Source organism: Dactylosporangium siamense (assembly GCF_016862795.1).
GTDB lineage: Bacteria > Actinomycetota > Actinomycetes > Mycobacteriales > Micromonosporaceae > Dactylosporangium > Dactylosporangium siamense.
Genome location: NZ_BONQ01000122.1, coordinates 70,098 through 89,109, shown reverse-complemented (window position 1 = coordinate 89,109; position 19,012 = coordinate 70,098). Strand labels below are relative to the sequence as shown.

The following is a 19,012-nucleotide window of genomic DNA, read 5'->3' as shown; positions in this document are numbered from 1 at the left end:
TCGCTGGCCGGTCATGCCTGCAGGGCCTCCAGGCCGGGTTTGACGGCGCGCGGCACGAACTCGACCACCTCGTAGGAGGCGAGGTTCTTCTGCTTGAACGGGTCGAGGGACAGTCGCGCCTCGAGCTCCAGCCGGGGCAGACCGGCGGCGAGGATGACGCCGCCCTTGCGGGGGACCTGCGCGCCGGAGGCGAGGAACACGCCGTCGGAATACTGGGCGTCGAGCCACTCGCGGTGGGCGGGCATCGCCTCGTCGATCTCCTCGACGCCGACCAGATAGCTGAGCGTGATCACGAACATCGGTGCAGTTTACGGGCTACTCGACGACCGCGCCCGCCTCCAGCGCGAGGAGGGACCGCAGCTCGCTGGTGGACAGCTCGGTCAGCCACTGCTCGCCGGTGCCGACGATCTTCGCGGCCAGGCCGCGCTTCTCGTTGATCATGGCGGCGATCTTCTCCTCGACGGTGCCGGCGGTGACGAACTTGCGGACCTGCACGGCGCGCCGCTGGCCGATGCGGAACGCGCGGTCGGTCGCCTGGTCCTCGACGGCCGGGTTCCACCACCGGTCGACGTGCACGACGTGGTTGGCGGCGGTGAGGGTCAGCCCGGTCCCGCCGGCCTTCAGCGACAGCACGAACACCGGCGGCGAGGACGCCGACGCGGCCTGGAACCGGGCGACGAGCGTGTCCCGGGCCGACTTGTCCAGCCCGCCGTGCAGGTAGGCGACCTCGCGGCCGAGGCGGGCGGAGAGGTGCGCGCGCAGCATGCCGCCGAACTCCGCGTACTGGGTGAAGACGAGCGCCCGTTCACCGGCGGCGAGGACCTCGTCGAGGATCTCCTCCAGGCGCAGCAGCTTGCCGCTGCGACCGGCGAGCCGGCTACCGTCGCGCATGGCGTGCGCCGGGTGGTTGCAGATCTGCTTGAGCCGGGTCATGGTCGCCAGCACGAGCCCGCGGCGGGCGACGCCCTCGCTGCGCTCGATCTTGCCGAGCATCTCGTCGACGACGGCCTGGTAGAGCGACGCCTGCTCGCGGGTGAGGTTGCACAGCACCTCCATCTCCAGCTTCTCCGGCAGGTCGGAGATGATGCTGCGGTCCGTCTTCAGGCGGCGCAGCACGAAGGGCTGGGTGATGCGGCGCAGCCGCGCGGCCGCGTCGGCGTCGCCGCGCCGCTCGACGGGCTCGGCGAAGCGTTCGCGGAACTTCGTGGCGGTGCCGAGCAGGCCCGGGTTGGCGAAGTCCATGATCGACCATAGGTCCGCGAGCCGGTTCTCCACCGGGGTGCCGGTGACCGCGATGCGGTGCCGGGCCGGCAGCCCGCGGACCGCGACCGCCTGTTTGGTGGCGGCGTTCTTCACCGCCTGCGCCTCGTCGAGGACGAGCCGGTGCCACGACAGCGACTTCAGCGCGGCCGCGTCCCGGGCCGCGATCGCGTAGGTGGTGACGACGAGGTCCGACGCGGCGACCGCGGCCCGGAAGGCGGCGCCGCGGGCGCGTTCGGCGCCGTGGTGGACGTGCACGCGCAGCGCCGGCGCGAACTTCGCCGCCTCCCGCTGCCAGTTGCCGACCAGTGACATCGGGCAGATGAGCAGCGTCGGGCCGGGCGCTTCACCGGCGAGGAGGGCGAGGAGCTGGACGGTCTTGCCGAGGCCCATGTCGTCGGCGAGGATGCCGCCGAGCCCCGCCGATTCCAGGAAGCTCAGCCAGCTCAGGCCGCGGAGTTGATACGGCCGGAGGCTGCCGTTGAAACGCTCCGGCGGCTCGGCGGCCGGGACGCGCAGCTCGGTGTCCCCGGACAGCAGGTCGCCGAGCCACCCGTCGGCGGCGACCTCGACCACGGGCAGCCCGCCGGGCCCTCCACCAGTGTCTCCAGGGTCGCCGCCAGCGAGGTGCAGCAGGTCCGCGACGGTCATCGTGCTCTCGTCGGCCTGCCTGCGCATGATCTCCAGGCCGGCGGCGAGGCGGCGCGGGTCGAGCTCGACCCACTGCCCGCGCAGCTGGACGAGGGGCGCCTTGAGGTCGGCGAGCCGGCGCAGCTCCTCCTCGGTGAGGGGCTCCTCGCCGATGGCGAGCTCCCACCGGTAGTCGATGACGGAGCCGAGGCCGACGGCGCTGGTGGTGGCGACCGTGCCGGGCTGGGACGTGGACGGGCTGCGGGCGGTGAGCCGGGCGCCGAGCCGGGCCTGGGGCTTGCGCCACCAACCGGGCAGCAGCATCCCGAACCCGGCACCGGCCAGCAGCGGCGCGTGGTCGCTGAGCAGCTGGTGCGCGCCGGCGGTGTCGAGGGTGAGCCCGGCCGGCCGGGCGGCGCGCAGCGAGTCCTCGAGGGCCGGGTACAGGCGGCTGGCCCGGCCGAGCTCAGCCAGCAGGGTCTCCTGCGGCGCCGGGACGTGCCACTGCGACAGTTCGAGCGGGCCGGGTGCCTGCCAGACGGTGCCGGCGTCCACGACGAGGCTCGGTTCGTCGGCGGCCTGCAGCGCGAACTCCAGGCGCCAGACGGGTTCGTCGTCGTCGGCCAGGGCTTCTTCGAGCGTGCCGGGCTCGGGTGGCTCGACGAGCCGGAAGCAGGCGCGCACCGTGCCGCCGATCGCGTCCGCCTGCCACGCGGCCAGGTCGTCGCGCAGCGCGTCGAGCTCCCCGGCGGCGCCGGGCACGCCGCGGTCGGTGCCGGTGAGCGCGGTCAGCCACGCGCCGGCGACGCCGGTGACCCGGTGGGTGGCGGCGGGCAGGACGGCCCGGGCGGCGGCGTCGACGAGGGTGTCGAGGACCTCGGTGAGCAGCGCGGCCCGGGACGGTGCGGCGCCGAGCACCGACTGCGGCAGCGCCAGCGCGAGCGACCGGGTGTAGGCGGCGTCCTTGCCGGTCAGCACGGGCACCCAGCGCGCCTCGATGCTTCCGGTTCGGGCGCCGGCGCCGCGGACCGCTCCGCCGGCGGGGCCGGCCGCGCCGCTGCCGTCCGCAGGACCCAGGCCGGGGAGCATGCGGCCGCGGCGGACGAGGGAGGCGGCGAAGGACGCGACGGTGGCCAGGGCGCGCACCGAGTCGCCGAACACGAAGTCCTCGGTGCCGTCGTCGGCCGCGATCGCCACCAGTGTCGAGCGCAGCAGGGCGTAGGCGTCGTCGGGGCCGTATTCGACGGTGTCGACCGTCCACTCGCTCAGCCTCAGGGGGGCGTCGGCCGGTGTTTGCGGTCCGAGCGCGGCGGGCGACGGTTCGGGCAGGTCGCCGCGGGTCGGCAGGGTGAGGGTCCGGGTCGCCGGCACTCCGGTGTCCTCGTCCAGGCGGAGCCCGCGGACGGCGAACGGGTGCGGGGGCACCTTCGACCGGCCGCGGCGCCGGCCGGGTGGCAGGTCGGGGTCCTCGGCCCAGAGCGACAGACGACCGTCGAGCCAGGCTGCGTGGACGACGATCACCCGCGCGAGCCTAGTCGAGGACTGCCGGCACGGGCCGCTGAACCACTGTTCAGCGATGGGTGTCGTTACCGCATGGCCCGGTGGCGGCCGATCTCGTGCAGGTTCGGTTCGGCCGCCGCCCAGGTGATCTGCTCGCCGGCGCGGCTCAGCACGCAGGTCTCCACGTGCAGCTCGACGAGCACGTGCTGCCCGAAGCCGGGCGGCGGCCCCGACAGCGCCCGTTCGGCCAGGAACGCGGCCGCGACGCTGCGCCGCAGCGCCTGGTCGCGCGGGAACCTGGCCCGCCCGGTGAGGTAGAACGCGTCCTCAGCGTCCTGCAAGGGAAACGTGTGGAGGGCGAAGCGGTCGTCGCGCAGCAGGTCCTCGAGTTTCGGGGAGACCATGAGCAGCGTGAACAGCCCGTCCTCGACGAGCAGCGGGCTGACCGGGTGGACCCGTGGCCCGCCGTCGGCGCGCACGGTGCCCAGATATGCCAGGCCGACGCCGTTGCGGTAGAGCAGGGCACGGCCGGACGAGGCCAGGTCCGGCGCCGAGCGCCGGAAGCGACCCCACGAGAGCATGGCAGCCAGACTGGCCTACCCCCGCCGCCGGGTCAACGTCCGACCGGCCGAGTCCTTCCGCGTGGCGGCACGCGGCGGCCGTCGGCGGTATCGTCGCTCGGATGGCTGCGGAGTGCGGGATCGACGACTGTGGTGTGCTGGCGATCGGCCGGTGCCGGGACTGCGGGTCCGCGTTCTGCATGTCGCACCAGGGCCGCAACCCGGCCACCGGCGACGGCTACGCCGCGTTGTGTGAGCCGTGCGCCGCCCGCCGCCACGCTGCCGCCGCCGGTGCGGCCCGCAATGTCGGCCCGGTGCAGCGCCCCGGCGACGAGCCGCGCTGGGTCATGTCCGGTCAGGCGGTCCGCGACCTGGTCGCGAAGGGTGTCCCGGGCCGCCCGGTGATCGAGCAGCGCCGCCGCACGGTGAAGCTGCGCTTCGGCGGGGAACGCGTCGAGATCGACGAGATCGAGGTCGGCACCCTCTGGGTGGCCGGCCGGTTCGAGTGGACCCAGCCCGTCGATGGTGTCGCGGAGACCCGCGAGTGGAACACCGGCCTGCTCGCCGAGCCCCGCGGCGGCTACCCGGTCGCGTCGTTGCGCCAGGCGGTGGCCCGCTGCCGCGTCAATGAGCACGGCGTCACGCTCGTCCGCGACGGCGGCGCCGAACTGGAGGCCCGCGCCGTGCCGTTGATCGCCCAGGCGGTCCGCCGCCTCCTTGACCGGCCGGAGAAACCGTCCGGAGCGGGCCGTGCTCACGCTTCCTGAGCCCTGTGTGGTCGTGCTGGTCGGGCCCGGCGCGGCGGGCAAGTCGACGTGGGCGCAGACGCACTTCGCGGCCGACCGGATCGTCAGCAGCGACCGGCTCCGGGCGCTCGTCGGCGCCGGCGAGGACGACATCACCGCGAGCGCCGACGCGTTCGCCGTCCTCGACACGGTGGTGGCGCAGCGGCTCCGGCGGCGGCTGACCACGGTCATCGACACCCTCGGGCTGGACGCGCAGCGGCGGGCGGGATGGGTCGCGGCGGCGAAGGCACACGGGTTGCCGTGCGTCGCGATCGCGTTCGACACGCCACCGGCGCAGTGCCGGGCCAGGAACCGGGCCAGGGCCACCAAGCGCATCCCGGCCGACGTGCTCACCCAGCAGCTGCGGGCCTGGGCGGCGACCCGGGACGCACTGCCGTCGGAGGGGTTCGACGCGGTGCACCTGGAGACGCCGGCACGCACGGTCCCTGAGGCGTTCGTGGCGGCGGCCGAGGCCCACCACCGGCAGCGCGACGATCCGGCGCGGCTCGGGTTCGGGCTGCACATCGGGCGGTTCCAGGGGGTCGACGTGCGGGCGAGCGCCGAGGAGGCCGAGGAGGCCGGGTTCGACGCGATCTACGTGATGGACCACTTCCGGCAGATCCCGCAGCTCGGGCGGGCCTGGGAGGACTTCCTGGAGAGCTACACGACCCTGGCGTACCTGGCCGCGTGCACGACGAAGGTCCGGCTGGGCGCGCTGGTCACCGGCGTGACGTATCGCAACGTCGCGCACCTCGGCAAGATCGTGGCGACGCTCGACGTGCTCTCCGGCGGCCGGGCGGTGTGCGGGCTCGGCCTGGCCTGGTTCAAGGAGGAGCACGTCGCCTACGGCTGGCCGTTCCCCGACGTCGGCGACCGTTACGCGCTGCTGGAGGACGCGCTGCGGGTGCTGCCGCTGCTGTGGGGCAAGGGCAGTCCGCGTTTCGAGGGGCGCACCCTGACGGTGCCGGAGGCCCTGTGCTACCCGAGACCGGTGCAGGAGCGGGTGCCGATCATCGTCGGCGGCAACGGCGAGCGGCGCACCCTGCGGCTCGCCGCGACCTACGCCGACGCCGCCAACGTCATGGGCGACCTCGCCACCGTGCGGCGCAAGGCCGAGGTACTGCGCGGCTACAACCCGGACACCCGGCTCACCCACCTGGGGACCGCGCTCGTCGCGGCCGACGACCGGCACCTGTCGGAGCTCGTCGAACGGGGGCGCGGCCGCCGGTCCCGGGAGGCCTACGCGAAGGAGGTCAACGCCGGCACCGTCGCCGACCACATCGGACGGTTCCGGCAACTGGCGGACGCGGGGGTGCGCGAGGCGATGGTCCGCCTGCCCGATCCCGCCTGCATGGCGCCGATGGCGGAGGTCATGGCCGCCTTCCGGTGAGCGTGGACCCGTGGATCGCTGTTGGCGGCCGCCAGGCCGGCGCCTGGCGGCCGGTGGGTCACACGGGGAGCAGCGACCGGTCCGACTCCGTGAGGGCCAGGATGTCGCTGGTGAGCGGGGCGTACACGCGGCGCAGCAGCGCCGGGTCCCCGGCGCTCGCGATCACGGCGAAGACGGCCCTGGCCAGCCGCTCGGCCATGGCCGGCGGGACGGCCGCCCGGGCCGCGACGTCGGCGAGGAAGTCGAGGTGCACCTCCTGGTCGTACAGGTGCTGGTAGGACCACAGCGGCTCCGCGAGCGTCGGTGGCAGCTCCGCGGCCAGGTGGTGCACCCAGCCGTCCGGCAGTCGGGTGGCCAGCGCGTGCAGCACGCCCCGGATGGCGCGGCGGGTCTCCTCCGCGGTGGCGATGCCGGTCTTCTCGCGGACCTCCGTTATGAACACGTCTTCATACATGCGTCGAACGCTCCCCATCGGCCAGGTGAAGCACCATCACCAGCAAGGAGCGAACGACGAGCCGGCCTGCGCTCATCCGCCGCAGGTGGGACGGGGTCACCCGATGCGCGCCCAGCATGGCCGCGTACATCCCCTCATCGTTGGGAGACACCCCGATGGCATTCCTGGTGACCCGACCCGGCCGGGCGTTCACGTTCCCGGCGGCGGCGATGCCGCGCATCGGTGGCGTGCCGGTCGACATCGAGGAGACCGCCGACGCCTACCTGGTCGATCTGGACCTGCCCGACGTCGACGCCGCCGACGTGCGGATCGACCTGCGGGACAACGAGATCCGGGTGGCGGGCAGCTACCGGGCCCGGGTCCGCGGCGGCATGATGCACCACCACGCGCGGCAGGAGGGCGAGTTCGAGTACCTCATCGCACTGCCGGGCAACATCGACGACGACCGGGTCGAGGCGAACCTCGACAGCGGCGTCCTGACCGTCATCGCACCGAAGGCGCGCGGGGAGCAGACCCGCCGCATCACCGTCCAGGCGGCGCAGCCCCAGCTGGGCCAGCAGGCGAAGCAGGGCGCTGGCCAGCCGGCGCCGCAGGGGCAGCAGGCCGGCGGCCGGCCCCAGCAGCAGGCGCAGGGGCAGCCGCAGCAGGGAACGCAGGGCCGGCCGCAGCATGAGACCAGGCCGGCGGACACGCCGGCGGCGCAGGCCAAGCAGATGCGTGAGGGCCAGTCCCGGCCGGGGCCGGCGAGCCAGCAGGCCGGGAGCACCGGCACCGGCAGCACGGGCCAGGTCGGTCGCAGCGGCATGAGCTGAGACCGGGGCGGCCCAGCACCGTGGAGGCGCGCGACGCTGCCGGTCCTCAGGGGCCGGCAGTCCGTCGACGCGGACGGCGCACCAGTTGGGGGGACCGATGCCGGTTGAGACCCGCGACTACTACGCAGACCTCGGCGTGCCGAGGACCGCCCGCAGCGAGGAGGTCCGGCGCGCGTACCGGAACCTTGCCCGCCGACACCACCCGGATGTGAACCGCGAACCGGGCGCGGAGGAGCGCTTCAAGGCGATCGCCGAGGCGTACCAGGTGCTGTCCGACCCTCGGCGGCGCCGCGACTACGACGCGAGCTGCGGTTGGTGTGGGGCGACCGCGGACGACTGGCTCGGCAGCCTGTTCCAGGGCGGCCTCGGCTCGCCGCCGGCACCAGGGCGGCAGGCCGGTCCGCAGGCACCGGGAGGGCAGGCCGGTCCGCAGCGCCGCCAACCCCCGTACAACCAGCCGGGACCCCGCGACCAGCCAGGACCCCGCGACCAGCCAGGACCCCGCGACCGGCCGCGATCCAACGACGACCGACCGCGATCCAACGACGACCGGCCGCGGTCGAACGACCAGGCCCGGGCGGGCGCGGACAGCCAGGCCGGGTTCGCCGTCGCGGTCGAGGACGCCTATCACGGTGCCCGGCGCACGATCACGCTGCCGGGACCGGCCGGGCGCCCCCGGCAGTACACCGTGGACGTGCCGGCGGGGGTCGCCGAAGGACAGCGGATCCGGCTGGCCGGCCAGGGCTCGCCCGGCACCGGCGGTGGGCCGTCCGGGGACCTCTACCTCGTCGTCCACCTGTCGCCGCACCCCCGGTACAAGGTCCACGGCCGGGACATCGTGGTCGAGCTGCCGGTGACGCCGTGGGAGGCGGCGCTCGGCGCGCCCGTGCAGGTCCAGACCCCGGGCGGGCCGGTGCGGCTCGACGTGCCGCCGGGCTCGTCGTCGGGGCGGCGGCTGCGGCTGCCCGGGCTGGGCCTGCCCAACCCGAGGGGCGTCGCCGGCGACCTGCACGTGAAGGTGCGCATCGTCGTCCCACCGAACCTGTCCGGCCGCGAACGGCGGCTCTACGCGGAGCTTGCCGTGGCGTCCACGGCCGACCCCCGGAGCCTCTAGGAGCGCCGCATGACGTTTCCACTCGTACGGGCCGCGCGGCTGCCCCGTGACCTGCCCCTCGACGCCTTCGCCGCCGCGGCCGGGCTGCATCCGGACCTGGTGGCCCGCCTCGTCGCGCTGGGCCTGGTGGAGGTCACCACCGGACCGACCGGCGCGCCCGGGTTCCCCGTCGCGGAGCTGGCCACCGTCGCCCGGATCCGCCGGCTGCACGACGACCTGACGCTCAACTACGCCGCGGTCGGGGTGGTCCTGGACCTGCTCGACCGCATCGACGAACTCGAAGACCGACTCGCGAGAAGCCGACCGGTTCGCTAGAGCCGCTTGTCGAATCGCCGGCGGTCGAAGACCGACTCGCTAGGAGGGCATGATGCTCAGAAGAGAAGCGTGGCTGCTCGGGGTGCGGGGGGTTCTCGCCATCGTGTTCGGGATCCTCGCGGTCATCTGGCCCGGGGTGACGGTGATCGCGTTGGCGCTGCTGTTCGGGGTCTTCGCGATCGCGACCGGTTTCGAGCAGATCGTGCACGCGATGCGCCCGTCCGCGGGCGCGACGAACCCGGTGACGGGCTTCGCCGACGGCACCGGGCCGCGGGTGGCCCGCGCGGTCGCCGGGCTGTTCGGGCTCGCCGCCGGTGTCCTCGCCATCGTGTGGCCGGGGATCACCGGGGTGGTCCTGGCCGTCCTGGTCGGCGCGTGGGCGATCGTGACCGGCGTCGCCGACCTGTGGCTCGCCACCCGCCAGCACGGCGGCTGGACCCTGGCGCTGGTCGGTGCGATCTCCGTGGTCGCCGGGCTGTTCGTGGTGGTCCGCCCGGCGCAGGGCGCGGTCGCGATCGCGTGGGCCATCGGCCTCTACGCGATCGTCAGCGGCGCGCTGCTGCTGTACGCCGCCTACCAGCTGACACACCAGGGGCGGGGGCGGATGGCCGCCGCCCACTGACGGGCGCTCACCGGCCCGGCGGCGGCTGCTCCTGGGACACGTGGGCGTGCACGATGCGCCAGCCCTCCGGGAGGCGGACCCAGGTCTGGGACTGCCTCCCGGGGCGGTCCTCGCCGCCTGGGTAGTCGAACATCGTGGTCACGGTCGCCAGTTCGGCCCCGAACGTGCTGACCCGGGTGTCGTACAACCGCCGGCCGGCCGGCAGCTGCGCCTGGGCGGCCCGCCACGCACGCAGTTCCCCGGCACCGGTCTGCCGGTCGGCGATGCCGAAGCGCACCACGGCGGGGGCGTCCCAGAACGCCTCGGCGAGCGCGGCCGTGTCGTTGGCGACGAGCGCCTTCTCGTACGCCTCGAAGGCTGCGGTCACCTCGGCGACGACGTCGTCCCGGTCGATCTGCACGGCTGACCCTCCATTGCAAGCGACTTGCACGACGATCCACGCGTGGTGGTCCCCTCGGAGGAGGGGACCACCACGCCGTTGGACGGAACCTACGCCGCCGGTGCCGGAGCCGCCGCCGGGGCCGCCGCGGGAGCCGGAGCCGGCTCGGCGGATGCGGGAGCGGGTGCGGGCGCGGGCGAACCGTGCAGGCGGTCCAGCTCGATCTCGTCGGGCTCCTTGACCCGCGGCTCGGGCCGGCTCAGCGCGAACAGCCCGCAGACCACCGCGATGAACAGGTAGCCGAGCGCGACCTGCCCATCGGCGTTCCACGCGACCTTCTCGCCGTGGATCAGCCCGACGAAGGCCAGCACCGCCCCCGACAGCGCGAAGATCCCCGCGTGGATGAAGCGTTTGTCGATGATGAACGCGACGATCGAGCCGAACACCAGCCCGGCGAGGATCGCGCCCTGGCCGAGGGTCAACAGTCCGCTGTAGACGACGCCGTTGCCCGCCAGGGCCGCGTCGCCGACCTTCGCCGCGGTGGTGCCGGCCGCCGCCAGGGAGTTGTCGATCTGGCTGGTGGCCCATTGCGCGATGTTCGGTATCAGCGCCGCGATCACCGCCGCGGCATGCGCCTTCGGGGAGAACTGGAACGCCTGCGCCCCGATCAGCAGCCCGATGTAGAGCAGGATCGGCACGATCGCCGGCATCGGGAAGATGGCCCCGAGGAAGCCGAACATCCCGAGGAAGCACAGGATGGCGATGACGATGCCGGTCGCCATCGAGTAGCCGCTGCCGCCGCCGGCCTTCTTCCAGCCGGGGTGCCCGACGTACACGGCCGGGGGGAAGGGCGAGCCGAGCGCCGCGCCGATGATCGCGCCGGCACCGTCGGCGAGGAGCACGCTGCGCAGGTTGTAGTTGTCCCCGGCGGCCGCGGCGCTCTCCACGTTGGACATGCCCTCGGTGAAGTTGTAGACGCCGAGCGGGATCGCGGTCGCCAGCAGCGGTGCCACGTCGGACAGGCCCGAGGTGAGCAGGTTGAGGTGGAAGCCGGGCAGCGCGAAGCCGATGTCGTCGACGGCGGCGCTGACCGCGTTGCCGTCCATGGCGCCGCCGGCCCAGCCGATCGCGGTCCCGACCAGCAGCGCGGCGAGGCCGATCGGGAAGTTGCCGGGCAGCTTCGTGTCGGTGAGCAGGCCGATCAGCAGCAGCGCGAACACCGGCAGCGCGACCCACGCCAGGTCCCACATCCGGGCGGCGGGCAGCATCGAGATGAACGTGATGGAGATGCCGGCCAGGGTGCCCAGCAGCGCGGCCCGCGGCGTGTACTTGCGGATGTACGGGCCGACGAACGCGCCGATGAGCACGATGATGCCGATGATGAACGCCCAGGCCACACCGGCCTTCCAGGCCAGGGTCGGGTTGTTCGTCTTCAGGTACACCGGCAGCATGATGACGAAGATGACGATGAACATGTGCGGCACGCTCGGCCCGTAGGGCAGCGCCGTGACGTCGGTGCGGTTCTCCTTGCGGGCCAGGCGCCGCGCCAGGAACGTGTAGTAGACGTTGCCGGCGACCAGCGCGATGCCGAGCGCCGGCAGGATCGCCTGGAAGACGTCGCCCTCGCTGAGCTTCACCACGAACAGGCACAGCGAGGTCAGCGTCAGGACGTTGACGAGGACGTTGACGCCGAAGCCGAAGAACGCGTTGGTGTCGCCGCGGACCCACCACGGGACCTTCAAGGAGGTATCGGAGCTCATGATCACGTCCTCTGCAGAGACGGTTGAAGTGCGGCGATGAACGCGGTGGAAGGCGCGACCCAGCCGAAGATGCCGCCCTGCGCGGCGATCATCTTCAGGCCCGCCTCCTGGAACTCCGGGAAGTACGAGCCGACGCAGTCCGACAGCACGAGACACTCGTAGCCGCGGTCGTTGGCCTCCCGGACGGTGGTGTGCACGCAGACCTCGGTCGTCACGCCGGTGACGACGAGACTGCGGATCCCCTGCCCGGCGAGGACCTCGCCGAGCGTCGTGTTGTAGAAGGCGCCCTTGCCGGGCTTGTCGATGACCAGCTCGCCGGGTGCCGGGGCGAGCTCGTCGATGATGTCGTGGCCGTGCTCGCCGCGGATGAGGATGCGTCCCATCGGGCCCGGCGCGCCGATGCGCTGGCTCGGCTCGCCGCGGTTGAGCTTGGCCGGCGGGCAGTCCGACAGGTCGGGCAGGTGCCCCTCGCGGGTGTGGATGATCGTGAGGCTGGCCGCGCGGCAGGCCCGCAGCAGCGCCTCGGTCGGTGCGATGACCCGGCGCAGCTGGGAGACGTCGTTGCCGAGCGTCTCGCCGAAACCTCCGGGCTCCATGAAGTCGCGCTGCATGTCGATGACGATGAGCGCGGTGGTGGCCGGGTCGAAGGTGAAGGGTCCGGGATGAGCGTCCACTGTGGCCATCAAGGCTCCTAGGAGGAGACGGTCGCTGCGATCACGTCGGTGGAGGTGGCGACGCAGCCGAAGACCCCGCCCTGCATGGTGACCATGTGCAGGGCGGCGGCATGGTTGGACGGGTCGGTGGCGCCGGTGCAGTCCGACAGGATCAGACACTCGTAGCCACGGTCGTTCGCCTCACGCATCGTCGTGTGCACGCACACGTCGGTGGTGATGCCGGTCAGGATGATGTGCGTGATGCCGTGCGTGCGCAGCACCAGGTCGAGGTTGGTGGCGTAGAACGCGCCCTTGCCGGGCTTGTCGACGATCACCTCGCCGGGTGCCGGGGCGACCTCCGGCACGATCTGCCAGCCGGGCTCGCCCTTGATGAGGATCCGGCCGCACGGGCCGGCGGAGCCGATCTCCGCGCCGATCTGCGCGGACCGCCAGCGCTTGTTGGGCGGCAGGTCCGACAGGTCCGGGTCGTGGCCCTCCCTGGTGTGCACGACCAGCATGCCGAGGCTGCGCACGTGGTCGAGCAGCTTCGCGGTCGCCGGCAGCCCCGCCCGGGTCAGGCCGATGTCGTAGCCCATGCTGTCGACGTAGCCGCCCGGGCCGCAGAAGTCCGTCTGCCAGTCGATGCACAGCAGCGCCGTGCGCTCGACCGGGACCGAACCGTCATACGGCCAGGCGTAGGGCCTGGCACCGACGACCGGACCGATGCTTGCACTCATTGCCCCTCCTCTTGCCGGTGGGCCCGGAAGCCCCCGCTGGCGGTGATGTCCTGTGCCTCGCCGGCCGCGTACGCCTCGCACAGGAACCCCTGCACGGTCCGACCGTCCACCGTGGACAGATAACCGATCGACAAGGGCGCCTTGACACTGCTGAGCAGCGCACCCACCGCGCTGCTCGGCAGCCGCCAGATCTCGACCTCGATCTGCGCGCCCTGCCCGGCGCCGACCCGGACCAGGCCCGGCACCCCCGTCGGCAGCCGGAACAGCCGGTAGCACGCCTCGGTTCGCGTGGTGCGCGCGAACCGCCCTCCCAGTGCCACCAGCTCGGCGTTTCGCGCCTCACCCCGAAGGTGGTGACCGGCCACGGCCAGTTCCACCGTTGGCGGCTGAGGATGGTGTACGGCCAGCGCCTCGCCCTTGAACGCGGCGGCGAGCCCGAGCAGCGTGTCCTCGCTGAACGCCGGACCGATCAGCGACAGGCTGGCCGGTCGCCCCTCCGGCGTCGTCCCGTTGGGCACGGTGACGACGGCCAGGTCGAGCAGGTTCGCGAACTGCGTGTAGCGGCCCAGGACCAGGTTGCGCCGCAGCGGCTCCTCGGCGATCTCGGCCAGGGTGAACGTGGTCGGGATCGTCGGCAGTGCCAGCACGTCGATCGCGGTGAACAGCCGCGCCGCCTCCGCCTTGAGCGCCTGCAGCCGGTGCTGGGCGCGGAACGTGTCGGCGGCGCTGTACCCCTCGCCGCCGCGCAGGATGCCCAGCGTCAGCGGCAGCACCGCGTCGGCGTGCCCGGTGAGGAAGTCCTCGAGGTCGGCGAGGCGCTCGGCGACCCACGGCCCCTGGTAGAGCAGGTCCCCGGCCTCCAGCAGCGGGGCCAGGTCGACCTGGGTGACGGCCGAGGCCAGCCGCGCGGCGGTGAGGCAGCCGGCGACGTATCGCTCGGCCTGCCCGTGGTCGCCGTCGAACTCGAGCACGTCGGGTCGCGCCACGCCGAGGCGGACGGCCGCCGGTGGGAGGCTTTCACCGGGGGCCGCCCGCGACCAGGGGTCCTCCGTGGCCGGTCCCCGGGCCACGTCCAGGACCGTGCGGGCGTCGGCGACGTCGAGCGTGAAGATCGAGACACAGTCCAGCGAGCGGCAGGCAGGGACCACGCCGGCGGTGCTGAGCAGGCCGCGGGTCGGTTTGAGCCCGACGATGCCGTTGAGCGCGGCCGGCACCCGCCCGGAGCCGGCGGTGTCGGTGCCGAGGGAGAACGCGACGACGCCGGCCGCGACGGCGACCGCGGAGCCGGAGCTCGACCCGCCGGCGATGAGCCCGCCGCCGAAGACGCTCTCGACCGCGCCGTAGGGGGAGCGGGACCCGGTGAGCCCGGTCGCGAACTGGTCGAGGTTGGTCTTGCCGACGAGCATCGCGCCGGCCGCCAGGAGCCGGTCCACCACTGGTGCGTTGCGGTCCGGGGTGTACGCGTACGCCGGGCAGCCCGCGGTCGTCGGCATCCCCGCGACGTCGATGTTGTCCTTCACCGCGAACGGGATGCCGTACAGGGGCAGGCTCGGGTCGTCCAATGAGGCCGCCCGGGCCCTCAGCACCTCCGGGGCAACTCGCGTGATCCACACCCCGGGCGCGGACTCGGCAGCGATGACCTGCTCGGCGACCTCGGCCGGAGTCAAAGTCCCATGGAGATAGGCGTCGCGGAGGGCGGCGATCCCCGTTTGGGTGGCGGCGAGAGCGGTCATGCTGTCGATTGTCGACAGTTCTGTTTCGCCAAACCGCGGCTCATGTAACGCGTCGATGTACGACTTCTAGCTCCCGCGCTGCCGCCGGGGGTTCCGTGGGGGGTTCCCACCCCACACCCCCCATGCGACGCTGCGCGCCGCACTCGAGCTCTATATCCGACAGTCACGGGATTGTGATCACGGTCACTGCGACCCTGCCGCGATGAGACGACTGTCCCGACTCGGTCTCGCGGTCATGCTCGGCGTCGCGTTCACCGTCGCCGCCGTGAGCCCCGCGCACGCGGCACCACCGGTCGCCACCCTCACCATGAGCGGTGAGATGCACTACGAGGCGGCGCTCAACCAGGCCAACCGGCTCACCATCACCAACCCGTCAGCGGGGGTGGTCGCCTTCACCGACGTGTACCCGATCACCTTCAGCACGCCGGACGGGAGCACCTGCAGCTACCCGTACGCCACCCAGACCACCGTCCACTGCGTCCACGGCGCGACGTTCCTGGACATCAAGACCTACGACCTCGACGACATCATCGACAACCGCACGAAGTCGAACGTGCACGCCGCCGGCGGCGACGGCGACGACATCATCAAGATGGGCGGCCACGCCAACGGCGGCCAGGCCGCGGCCGGGGACGCCTCGGGCGGGGAGGGCGACGACATCGTCTACTCCGGCCCGGGCAACGACTGGATCAACGGTGGCAACGGCTCCGACACCGTCACGTTCCAGGGACGGACCGTGAAGATCACCGCGACCCTGACCGCCCCCGCGGGCGGCGGTGACCCGCTGACCGGCGAGTTCGACGTGTTCCAGGAGATCGAGAACCTCACCGGCGGAGGCGCGGCCGACACGCTGACGGGCAACGCGTCCGCCAACGTCATCGACGGCGGCTGGTACACCACGCCCTGCCAGCCGATCCCGGCCGGCATGTTCGCACCCACCGCGATCCAGGCACCTCCGCCGTGCACGACCTACTCCGGTGACGACGTCATCAACGGCGGCGGGGGCCCCGACACCCTCCGCGGCCGCCAGGGCGCCGACACCATCAACGGCGGCTCCGGCAACGACGTCCTGTACGGCGACGCCGGCTACGACACGCTCAACGGCGGCCTCGACTCCGACATCTGCTACCCGGGCGCCGACGGCGCCTCCACGAGCAGCTGTTCGACGCTGATACCGCTGCCCTGATCGCGGGCGGCATGGCATGATCCCGGCTACCCCTCGGCCTCCGGAGCATGCCATGCCGCCCGTCCGCATTCCCGCCGGTGCGCCCGTGCCGCGCGTCTGTCCGCGCCACGGGCGTCCCGCCACGATGCTGTGGCAGATGACGTTCCTGTCGCCGCTGCCGGTGTGGACGTGGCCGCTCGTGGCGCTGGGCGGCAGGCTCGCGTATCACCTGCTCAAGCCGCTGCGCAAGGAGATCGACGTGCCGGCGTGGCCGTGGTGCGGCCGCTGCTCCGCGCGCCGCGCGGTCCGGATCGTCATCGCCGCCGGCGTGATCCTCACCGGCCTGCTGTCCGCCGTCATGCTCGGCGAGCGGGTCCGCGGCCAGGAGCGCCTCGTCTCGATCGCCGTCATCGCGATCGGCCTGGCCGCCGGCATCGTGCTCATCGCCCGCAGCAACCGCAGCTACCTTGCCGGGGTCCGGGTCAGCCCCGACGGGCTGTGGCTGGAGCTGCCCCGCGCGCATCCCGGGTTCGTCGAGGCGCTGCGGTCGCAGCCGATGCCGCGGTATCCGATGCCGCCGGGCTTCACCGTCCCGGCCGAGGCGGCGCTGTGGCAGGCCCCGCTGCCGCCCGCCCGGTCCGCGCCCGAACAGCCCACGCAGCGATCCACGCACCAGCCCGCCGAACCGCCGCACGGGTGGGCGTCGCCGAGCGGGTAGCCGCGCTCAGGGCAGGTAGGAGCGGGCGCCGTGGGCGTCCAGGGCGGCGAGCACGGCGGCCGGGTCCCGGGCCGAGACGGCCTCGAAGAGGTGCTCGTGCCGGTGCACGCCGTCGTGCGGGCGGGCGACCTCGGCCTCGCGGCGCAGGTTGAGCGCCATGTAGAGCTGGATCTTCACCAGGATCGACTCGTAGACCTGGGTGAGCTGGCGGTTGCCGGCGAGCGCGACCACCGCGACGTGGAACTCGCGGTGGGCGGTCGCGACGTCGAACTGGTCGCCGCGGGCGTCGGCCTCCTGCATGGCCTTCACGGCGGAGGCGATGCCGGCCAGGTCGGCGTCCGGCGGGGTGGCGGTGACCGCGTGCCGCTCCAGGACGTCGCGGACCGCGTAGAGCTCCTGGATGTCGTCGGCGGACAGGGTGGCCACCCGGACCCCCCGGCGCGGCACGTGCTCGACCAGGCCCTGCTGCGCGAGGAGGCGCAGTGCCTCCCGCAGCGGCGCCCGGCTGATGCCGAACCGGCGGGTCAACTGCTCCTCGACGAGGCGCTCGCCGGGGTCGGTGGCGCCGCTGAGGATCTCCCGGCTCAGGCGGGACACGGCGAGATCGACCAGGCTCGCGCTGGCCAGCTCGTCGGACGCACCGGGCGGCTTCACCCGCCCAGTGTGGCAGACACTCACAGATCAGACTTTCTGGAGCCGGTGCAGCCTGGCGAAGAGCCCGTCGGCGGCGATGAGCTCGTCGTGGGTGCCGAGTTCGGCGAGCCGGCCGCCGGACAGCACGGCGACCCGGTCCGCGCCGCGGACGGTGGCGAGCCGGTGCGCGACGACGAAGGTCGTTCGGCCCCGCATGAGCCTGGTGAGGGCCTCCTGCACCAGGGCCTCGGACTCGCTGTCCAGGGCCGAGGTGGCCTCGTCGAGCAGGAGGACCCGCGGGTCGCGGACCAGGGCCCGGGCGATCGCCAGGCGCTGCCGCTGGCCGCCGGAGAGCAGGGCGCCGCGCTCGCCGACGACCGTGTCCCAGCCGTGCGGGAGCCGCTCCACGAACTCCAGGGCGTTGGCGTCGCGCAGTGCCCGGGTCACGGTCTCCTCGGTCATGCCCCGCAGCCCGTAGGTGACGTTGTCGATGATCGTGCCGTCGAACAGGACGGACTCCTGCGGCACCACCGAGACGCTCTTGCGGTAGCTGCGCAGGTCGATGTGCTCCATGTCGACGCCGTCGAGGAGGATCCGGCCCTCGGTCGGGCGGATGAACCCGATGAGCAGGTTCAGCATGGTCGACTTGCCGGAGCCCGACGGCCCGACGAACGCGATGGTCTCGCCGGGGCGCACGTCGAGGTCGAGGCCGCGGACCGCCGGTGCCGCGGCGTCGGCGTACCGGTAGCCGACGCCCTGCAGCGTGACGGCTCCCGCGACGGCGGTGACGGTCTGCTTGCCCTCGTTGCGCTCCAGGTCGGGGGCGGCGAGCACCTCGCCGACGGACCGGATCGACTCGAGCCCCTTGGTGATGATCGGGGCCAGGCCGAACAGGCCGATGACGGAGTTCGTGAGCACGGCGAAGTAGGTGCTGAGCAGGACCACGTCGCCGGCGCTGACCGGGGCGAACCCGCTCCAGGCGGCCCAGCCGGCGCCGATCAGGCAGGCCGCGCCGAGCAGCTGGTAGGTCACCCAGGACAGCGCCCCGAACCTGCCGTTGACGAGGTCGAGGCGGTGGCCGGCGGCGCGGACCTCGTCGACGGTGCCGCGGACCCGGTGCAGCGCCTCGGTCTCCAGGGCGTGGGCGCGGGTGATGGGCATGAGGTGCGCCATCTCGTCCACCCGGGCGGAGAGGTCCTCGACCCGGCGGCGGAACTCCTCGTTGCGGGCGCCGGAGCGGCGGCGGACCATCGCGACGAGCCCGGCGGTCGCCGGGACGACGAGCAGGAACAGCGGCACGAACTGCGGCACCCGCACCGCGGTCAGGCTCAGCGCGCCGATGAGGGTCAGCACCGCCGAGGTGCCGGACGCGGCGACCTGCTGCAGCATCATCTCCACGTTCTCGACGTCGCGCACGACCTTGGTCTGCAGCAGGCTGGCGCCGGCCTTGGTGTGGAAGCTGATCGACAGCTGCTGCAGCCGGCCGGCGAGCGCGGAGCGCAGGTCGGTGCCGAGCTCCCGCACGATGAGACTCATCTGCCGGACCCAGAGCATGTGCATGGGGATGTTCTGCAGCAGGATCACGGCGAGGACGGCCGCGTTGAGCCACAGCTGCAGCAACGGCCGGTGCTCCACCACGACGTCGATGATGTTGGCGGTGAGCAGCGGCAACAGCCAGGTCGGGCTGTCCTTGGCCGCGAACGCGATGGTGGCCAGGGCGATGCGCCATTTGCGGGGTGCGAGGAGCCGGACAGTGGTGCGGAGCGGCCTGCGGCCGTCGAAGTCCATGCAC

19 protein-coding genes are annotated in these 19,012 nt (G+C 73.1%); 8 read left to right on the top strand and 11 right to left on the bottom strand.

What is annotated here, in order from left to right:
- Positions 1-11: 11 nt before the first annotated feature.
- The 3 genes from Dsi01nite_RS38580 to Dsi01nite_RS38570 form a co-directional block, all read right to left on the bottom strand.
- Entirely contained in the window at positions 12-299 is a 288-nt protein-coding gene (locus Dsi01nite_RS38580) for a YciI family protein (protein WP_203851328.1), read from the bottom strand.
- A gap of 16 nt (positions 300-315) precedes the next feature.
- Complete coding sequence (locus Dsi01nite_RS38575) at positions 316-3,408, bottom strand: SNF2-related protein (protein WP_425554502.1); 3,093 nt, start codon at positions 3,406-3,408, stop codon at positions 316-318.
- Positions 3,409-3,476: 68 nt separating this feature from the next.
- Complete coding sequence (locus tag Dsi01nite_RS38570; protein WP_203851326.1) at positions 3,477-3,971, bottom strand: pyridoxamine 5'-phosphate oxidase family protein; 495 nt, start codon at positions 3,969-3,971, stop codon at positions 3,477-3,479.
- Between the two features lie 101 nt (positions 3,972-4,072).
- Here Dsi01nite_RS38570 and Dsi01nite_RS38565 point away from each other — a divergent pair, with 101 nt between their 5' ends.
- Complete coding sequence (locus Dsi01nite_RS38565; protein WP_203851325.1) at positions 4,073-4,717, top strand: hypothetical protein; 645 nt, start codon at positions 4,073-4,075, stop codon at positions 4,715-4,717.
- Positions 4,701-6,125: an LLM class flavin-dependent oxidoreductase gene (locus tag Dsi01nite_RS38560; protein WP_203851324.1), complete on the top strand. Its 1,425-nt coding sequence runs from the start codon at positions 4,701-4,703 to the stop codon at positions 6,123-6,125. The genes Dsi01nite_RS38565 and Dsi01nite_RS38560 overlap by 17 nt, the downstream gene beginning before the upstream one ends.
- Before the next feature lie 58 nt (positions 6,126-6,183).
- On the opposite strand, the gene Dsi01nite_RS38555 is transcribed toward Dsi01nite_RS38560, so the two are convergent.
- Positions 6,184-6,579: a DUF2267 domain-containing protein gene (locus tag Dsi01nite_RS38555; RefSeq protein ID WP_203851323.1), complete on the bottom strand. Its 396-nt coding sequence runs from the start codon at positions 6,577-6,579 to the stop codon at positions 6,184-6,186.
- A gap of 155 nt (positions 6,580-6,734) precedes the next feature.
- On the opposite strand from Dsi01nite_RS38555, the gene Dsi01nite_RS38550 reads away from it, so the two are divergent.
- From Dsi01nite_RS38550 to Dsi01nite_RS38535, 4 genes are all read left to right on the top strand, one after another.
- A complete protein-coding gene (locus Dsi01nite_RS38550; RefSeq protein ID WP_203851322.1) occupies positions 6,735-7,391 on the top strand; it encodes an Hsp20/alpha crystallin family protein in 657 nt (218 codons plus the stop codon).
- Positions 7,392-7,488: 97 nt separating this feature from the next.
- A complete protein-coding gene (locus Dsi01nite_RS38545) occupies positions 7,489-8,505 on the top strand; it encodes a DnaJ C-terminal domain-containing protein (RefSeq protein WP_203851321.1) in 1,017 nt (338 codons plus the stop codon).
- A 9-nt stretch (positions 8,506-8,514) separates the two neighbouring features.
- Positions 8,515-8,820: a chaperone modulator CbpM gene (locus tag Dsi01nite_RS38540; protein WP_203851320.1), complete on the top strand. Its 306-nt coding sequence runs from the start codon at positions 8,515-8,517 to the stop codon at positions 8,818-8,820.
- A gap of 52 nt (positions 8,821-8,872) precedes the next feature.
- Positions 8,873-9,442, top strand: a complete 570-nt coding sequence (locus Dsi01nite_RS38535; protein WP_203851319.1) for an HdeD family acid-resistance protein — start codon at positions 8,873-8,875, stop codon at positions 9,440-9,442.
- 7 nt (positions 9,443-9,449) lie between these two features.
- Here Dsi01nite_RS38535 and Dsi01nite_RS38530 read toward each other — a convergent pair whose 3' ends face one another.
- The 5 genes from Dsi01nite_RS38530 to atzF form a co-directional block, all read right to left on the bottom strand.
- Positions 9,450-9,842, bottom strand: coding sequence for an AtzH-like domain-containing protein (locus tag Dsi01nite_RS38530; protein WP_203851318.1), 393 nt, complete (start codon positions 9,840-9,842; stop codon positions 9,450-9,452).
- An 89-nt stretch (positions 9,843-9,931) separates the two neighbouring features.
- Positions 9,932-11,581: a SulP family inorganic anion transporter gene (locus Dsi01nite_RS38525; protein WP_239136480.1), complete on the bottom strand. Its 1,650-nt coding sequence runs from the start codon at positions 11,579-11,581 to the stop codon at positions 9,932-9,934.
- A 2-nt stretch (positions 11,582-11,583) separates the two neighbouring features.
- On the bottom strand, positions 11,584-12,264 hold the full coding sequence (locus Dsi01nite_RS38520; protein ID WP_203851317.1) for a cysteine hydrolase family protein: 681 nt from the start codon (positions 12,262-12,264) through the stop codon (positions 11,584-11,586).
- A gap of 8 nt (positions 12,265-12,272) precedes the next feature.
- Positions 12,273-12,971, bottom strand: a complete 699-nt coding sequence (gene biuH, locus Dsi01nite_RS38515) for a biuret amidohydrolase (RefSeq protein ID WP_203851316.1) — start codon at positions 12,969-12,971, stop codon at positions 12,273-12,275.
- Entirely contained in the window at positions 12,968-14,704 is a 1,737-nt protein-coding gene (gene atzF, locus Dsi01nite_RS38510; RefSeq protein WP_203851315.1) for an allophanate hydrolase, read from the bottom strand. Before atzF ends, biuH begins: the two co-directional genes overlap by 4 nt.
- 202 nt (positions 14,705-14,906) lie before the next feature.
- On the opposite strand from atzF, the gene Dsi01nite_RS38505 reads away from it, so the two are divergent.
- A complete protein-coding gene (locus Dsi01nite_RS38505) occupies positions 14,907-15,890 on the top strand; it encodes a calcium-binding protein (RefSeq protein WP_203851314.1) in 984 nt (327 codons plus the stop codon).
- Positions 15,891-16,026: 136 nt separating this feature from the next.
- Positions 16,027-16,587, top strand: a complete 561-nt coding sequence (locus tag Dsi01nite_RS38500; RefSeq protein ID WP_203851313.1) for a hypothetical protein — start codon at positions 16,027-16,029, stop codon at positions 16,585-16,587.
- A 6-nt stretch (positions 16,588-16,593) separates the two neighbouring features.
- Here Dsi01nite_RS38500 and Dsi01nite_RS38495 read toward each other — a convergent pair whose 3' ends face one another.
- Both Dsi01nite_RS38495 and Dsi01nite_RS38490 read right to left on the bottom strand, forming a co-directional pair.
- Positions 16,594-17,241 (bottom strand): GntR family transcriptional regulator, encoded by a 648-nt coding sequence (locus Dsi01nite_RS38495; RefSeq protein ID WP_203851312.1) that lies wholly within the window; start codon positions 17,239-17,241, stop codon positions 16,594-16,596.
- Between the two features lie 27 nt (positions 17,242-17,268).
- Positions 17,269-19,008 (bottom strand): ABC transporter ATP-binding protein, encoded by a 1,740-nt coding sequence (locus tag Dsi01nite_RS38490; RefSeq protein WP_203851311.1) that lies wholly within the window; start codon positions 19,006-19,008, stop codon positions 17,269-17,271.
- Positions 19,009-19,012 lie beyond the last annotated feature (4 nt).